This window comes from Streptomyces sp. NPDC055013 (genome assembly GCF_053608645.1).
Window position 1 is genome coordinate 1 of record NZ_JBSGVW010000081.1, and the last position, 4,724, is coordinate 4,724.

Annotated in this window: 4 protein-coding genes; 1 reads left to right on the forward strand and 3 read right to left on the reverse strand. The window is 70.5% G+C overall.

Going from position 1 to position 4,724, the window contains the following annotated elements; translation table 11 throughout:
- Positions 1 to 114: 114 nt before the first annotated feature.
- The 3 genes from ACWGDB_RS41800 to ACWGDB_RS41810 form a co-directional block, all read right to left on the reverse strand.
- Positions 115 to 1,479 carry a phosphomannomutase/phosphoglucomutase gene (locus tag ACWGDB_RS41800; RefSeq protein ID WP_453827273.1) on the reverse strand — a complete coding sequence of 455 codons (1,365 nt, stop codon included), beginning with the start codon at positions 1,477 to 1,479 and terminating at the stop codon, positions 115 to 117.
- 113 nt (positions 1,480 to 1,592) lie between these two features.
- The gene (locus ACWGDB_RS41805) at positions 1,593 to 3,209 is read right to left on the reverse strand and encodes an L-lactate permease (protein WP_453827274.1); all 1,617 of its coding nucleotides are present in this window, start codon (positions 3,207 to 3,209) and stop codon (positions 1,593 to 1,595) included.
- Between the two features lie 148 nt (positions 3,210 to 3,357).
- On the reverse strand, positions 3,358 to 3,735 hold the full coding sequence (locus ACWGDB_RS41810; RefSeq protein ID WP_053748143.1) for a DUF3499 domain-containing protein: 378 nt from the start codon (positions 3,733 to 3,735) through the stop codon (positions 3,358 to 3,360).
- A 342-nt stretch (positions 3,736 to 4,077) separates the two neighbouring features.
- On the opposite strand from ACWGDB_RS41810, the gene ACWGDB_RS41815 reads away from it, so the two are divergent.
- Positions 4,078 to 4,527: a metallopeptidase family protein gene (locus tag ACWGDB_RS41815; protein WP_369276208.1), complete on the forward strand. Its 450-nt coding sequence runs from the start codon at positions 4,078 to 4,080 to the stop codon at positions 4,525 to 4,527.
- The last annotated feature ends 197 nt before the right edge of the window (positions 4,528 to 4,724 follow it).

A 4,724-nucleotide genomic window follows, 5' to 3' on the forward strand; every position in this document is an offset into this window, starting at 1 on the left:
GCCATCGGCCTGAACGGCCTCGTCCTCAAACGCCGGACGGGCTGAAATACCGGGACCGGCGCCGACACGCAGCGCCGGTGTAGGTGTGCAACCCTCGCCCCACCGGCGCGCCCCTCAACCTCTGATGATCGCCAACGCCTCGTCCCGCACCTTCGCCATCGTCGCCTCGTCCCGTGCCTCCGCGTTCAGGCGCAGCAGCGGCTCCGTGTTGGACGGGCGGACGTTGAACCACCAGTCGGCGGCCGTGACGGTCAGGCCGTCGAGTTCGTCGAGTTCGACGCCCTCTCGGGCCTCGTAGGCGGACTTGATGGCCGCGAGGCGGCCCGCCTGGTCGGCGACGGTGGAGTTGATCTCGCCGGAGCCGGCGTAGCGGTCGTACTGGGCGACCAGGCCGGACAGGGGGCCGTCCTGGCCGCCGAGGGCCGCAAGGACGTGCAGGGCGGCCAGCATGCCGGTGTCGGCGTTCCAGAAGTCCTTGAAGTAGTAGTGGGCGGAGTGCTCGCCGCCGAAGATCGCGCCGGTCGTGGCCATCTCGGCCTTGATGAAGGAGTGGCCGACGCGGGTGCGGACCGGTGTGCCGCCGTTCTCCTTGACGACCTCCGGGACCGACCAGGAGGTGATCAGGTTGTGGATGACCGTGCCCTTGCCACCGTGCTTGGCGAGCTCGCGCGAAGCCACCAGGGCGGTGATGGCGGACGGGGAGACCGGGGCGCCGCGCTCGTCGACGACGAAGCAGCGGTCGGCGTCGCCGTCGAAGGCGATGCCCAGGTCGGCGGACTCCTCGCGGACGCGCTTCTGGAGGTCGACGATGTTCGCCGGGTCCAGCGGGTTCGCCTCGTGGTTCGGGAACGTGCCGTCCAGCTCGAAGTACATCGGGACGACGTCCAGCGGGAGGTCGGCGAGCACGGTCGGCACCGTGTGGCCACCCATGCCGTTGCCCGCGTCGACGACGACCTTCAAGGGGCGGATGGAGGTCAGGTCGACGAGGGAACGCAGGTGGGCCGCGTAGTCCTCCAGCGTGTCCCGCTGCGTGATCGTTCCCGTCTGCGCGGCCGGTTCCGGGGCGCCCGACTCGGACCAGTCCTCGACCAGTTCGCGGATCTCCGTGAGGCCGGTGTCCTGGCCGACCGGGGCCGCGCCCGCGCGGCACATCTTGATGCCGTTGTACTGGGCCGGGTTGTGCGACGCCGTGAACATCGCGCCCGGGAGGTTCAGCGCGCCCGACGCGTAGTACAGCTGGTCGGTGGAGCACAGGCCGATCTCGGTGACGTCGACGCCCTGGGTCGCCGCCCCGCGCGCGAAGGCGCGGGACAGACCGGGGGACGAGGGTCGCATGTCGTGTCCGATCACGATCGCGCTCGCGCCGGTCACCCGCACGAAGGCGGCTCCGAAGAGCTCGGCCAGGGACTCGTCCCACTGGTCCGGGACGACCCCGCGCACGTCGTACGCCTTCACGAGCTGTGACAGATCAGCAGCCACGGCCAACCCTCCTGAAAGTCCTATCGGTCACCCCAAACTACCCGCCCGGACTGACACTGCGCTGGGTGACCGCTGAGTGGACTCCCAGCCGCAACCTCAGGTCAGCGCGGAGGTCAGGGCAGCATCCAGCCCAGCACCGGTGAACTCTGGCCGATCACGATCAGGCACATCACCAGCAGCAGGCCCAGACTCCACGGCAGCACGCGTCGCAGCAGGTCCCCCTCCCGGCCCGCGAGCCCCACGGCGGCGCACGCGATGGTGAGGTTCTGCGGCGAGATCATCTTGCCGAGCACACCACCTGAACTGTTGGCGGCGGCCAGGAGTTCCGGCGACAGCCCCGACTCGCGGGCCGCCGTCACCTGCAGTGCTCCGAACAGCGCGTTGGCCGAGGTGTCCGACCCGGACACGGCCACTCCGAACCAGCCCAGCACCGGCGACAGGAAGGCGAGCCCGGCGCCGGCCGCCGCCACGAAGTAGCCGATGGTGGCCGCCTGTCCGGAGAGGTTCATGACGTAGGCGAGCGCCAGCACGGACGTCACGGTCAGGATGGCGAACCTCAACTCGTGCACGGTCGCGGCCCACTCCCTGACCGCCACGCGCGCGTGCACCCCCAGCACGACTGCCGTGCACACTCCGGCGAGCAGTACGAGTGTGCCGCCGGTGGACACGATCGGCCAGCTGAAGACATTGCCGCTGACCGGTTCCCCGTCCGGGTTGGCGACGTTCAGGAAGGGCCAGTCGAACGTCCGGGTCGCCTCGGCCAGCCAGTCCTTGACGACCGGGATCTGCGCGATGGAGAAGATCACGACGATCAACGCGTACGGCGCATAGGCCCGTACGACCTCGCGCCGCGGATCGTCCACGTCCAGCTCCTCGTTCCGCGACCCGGTCAGCACGGACGCGCGTACGGCCTCGGTGGCGGGCACGCGCGCGTGCGGTACGGCGACCAGGGCGCCCGCACCGGCCAAGGCGGCGCCGATGTCGGCGAGTTGCGCGGACACGTAGTTGGAGGCGGCGAACTGGGCGACGGCGAAGGCGACTCCGCAGACCAGGGCGGGCACCCAGGTCTCCCGCAGCCCGCGCCGTCCGTCCACGAGCCCGACCAGCACCAGCGGAACGACCAAGGCCAGCAAGGGCGTCTGACGCCCCACCACGGAGGCCACGTCATCCAGCGGCAGTCCGGTGACCTGCGCCAGCGTCACCACGGGCGTTCCCATCGCCCCGAAGGCCACGGGCGCGGTGTTGGCGACCAGCGCGACGACCGCCGCGCGCACCGGATCGAACCCTAGCGCCACCAGCATGACCGCGCAGATCGCGACGGGCGCCCCGAACCCGGCCAGGGCCTCCAACAGGGCCCCGAAGCAGAAGGCGACGACGAGTGCCTGGATCCGGGGATCGTCGGAGAGCCGCCCGAACGACCGGCGCAGGATGTCGAAATGACGCGTGCGGACGGTCATCCGGTACACCCACAGGGCGTTGACGACGATCCACAGGATGGGGAAGAGCCCGAAGAGCGCTCCCTGAGCGCCGCTGGAGAGCGTCTGACCGAGCGGCATGCCGTACGCGAGCCAGGCGACCAGCACGGCCGCCAGAAGCCCCGTGAGCCCCGCCAGGTGGGCCTTCATCCGGACCCCGCCCAGCAGGACGAGGACGATCACCAGCGGCAGAGCCGCCACCAGCGCGGACAGGCCGAGCGAGCCGGCGACGGGTTCCAGTTGCTGCACGTACACGGGCGCCTCCCCGGGTTCCGTCATGCGGAAAGCGATTTCTCGTTCCGACATGCGGAATGGTCGTGTCCGCGCCAACGACACGTCAATGCTTGTGCATCACTCAACGAAACAAGCACACGAGAAACAGGAAACCCGACTGTTTCGACGGTCAGTTGTCGGGCGACCGAAGCACCCGCAGATGCCCCCGCCGCGCGACCTCCATCGGGTCGGCCCCACGGCCCCCGCCCCCGCCGGCCCCGGCCGCCCGCTCCTGCGGACGGGCCGCCTCACGCACGGCGTTGGCAAGCGCTTCCAGGTCATCACCGCTGGGACGGGCCGGAGCCGAACTGTCCAACAGCCGTACGACCTCCCACCCGCGAGGGGCGGTGAGGCGCTCGGAGTGCTCGGCGCACAGGTCGTAACAGTGGGGTTCGGCGTAGGTGGCGAGCGGGCCGAGGACCGCGGTCGAGTCGGCGTAGACGTACGTCAGCGTCGCGACGGCGGGACGGCCGCAAGCGGTGCGCGAACAGCGACGTACAGGGCTCACGACGTTGGACGGTACCGCACTCTTGAGCGGGCCGCGACGACTCTCCCCCGGCTCACTCCACCGTGTCGTGTTGTGAAACACCCCACACGCCCCTTTCACCCCACCTCGCTGACCTGCAGTGAAGCCTCACCCCAAGATCCGGCACACGCTTGAAACCGGTCACCACTCACCCCAAACCCCGTCATTTACCTCGCCGTCGACGGTCTCGGAGCATACGGAAACGAGCCCAACCTTGGCTGGAATGGTCATCTGCAGACATGCCGCACGAGCGGCCGGACGTCGCCCTCACCACCCCATGGAGATCGGACAGGCACCCGCCGCGAGGACTACCCTTCATCAGTGATGGACACCCCCGTACCGCCCCGCGCCGCCGGCCCCGGGCCCCGCCGCCGTGATCGCCACGGTCGGGGCATGCGCGGCCCGATCGCACCGCCCCAGGTCCCCCTCGCCGCGAGCCGCGCCGACGTCTTCGCCGACCTGGTCCAGGACTCCGTGGAGCGCCTCGAACGCCGCTGGCCCCAGCTTGCCGACATGGACTTCCTGGTCCTCGAGGTCCCCCGCCTGGACGGCCCCGGCCGGGCCTGGAACGACGAGGCGGTCCCCCTGGGCGGCACCATCCCCGCCCGCGAGGGCCGCCCGGCACGGGTCGTCATCTACCGCCGCCCGGTAGAGATCCGCACCAAGGGCCGCGACGAGCGAGCAGCCCTGGTCCACGAGGTGGTCGTAGAACAGGTGGCCGAGCTCCTGGGCCTCACACCGGAGACGGTGGACCCCCGCTACGGCGAGGACTGAAGCCGCCGACGGGAGGTGCCAGGGCTGGTCGGTGTTCGGGACAGTGGCCCCACGGACCGCCGGTCGCGTACGGCGGCAAGGGGACGTGCCGGGGGGTGTCCGCCCGCAGTGGCCGGCGTCAAGAAACGGCACCCACCCTGCCCGACCCCAACCCAGATCGGACAGGCACCCGCCGCGAGGACTACCCTTCATCAGTG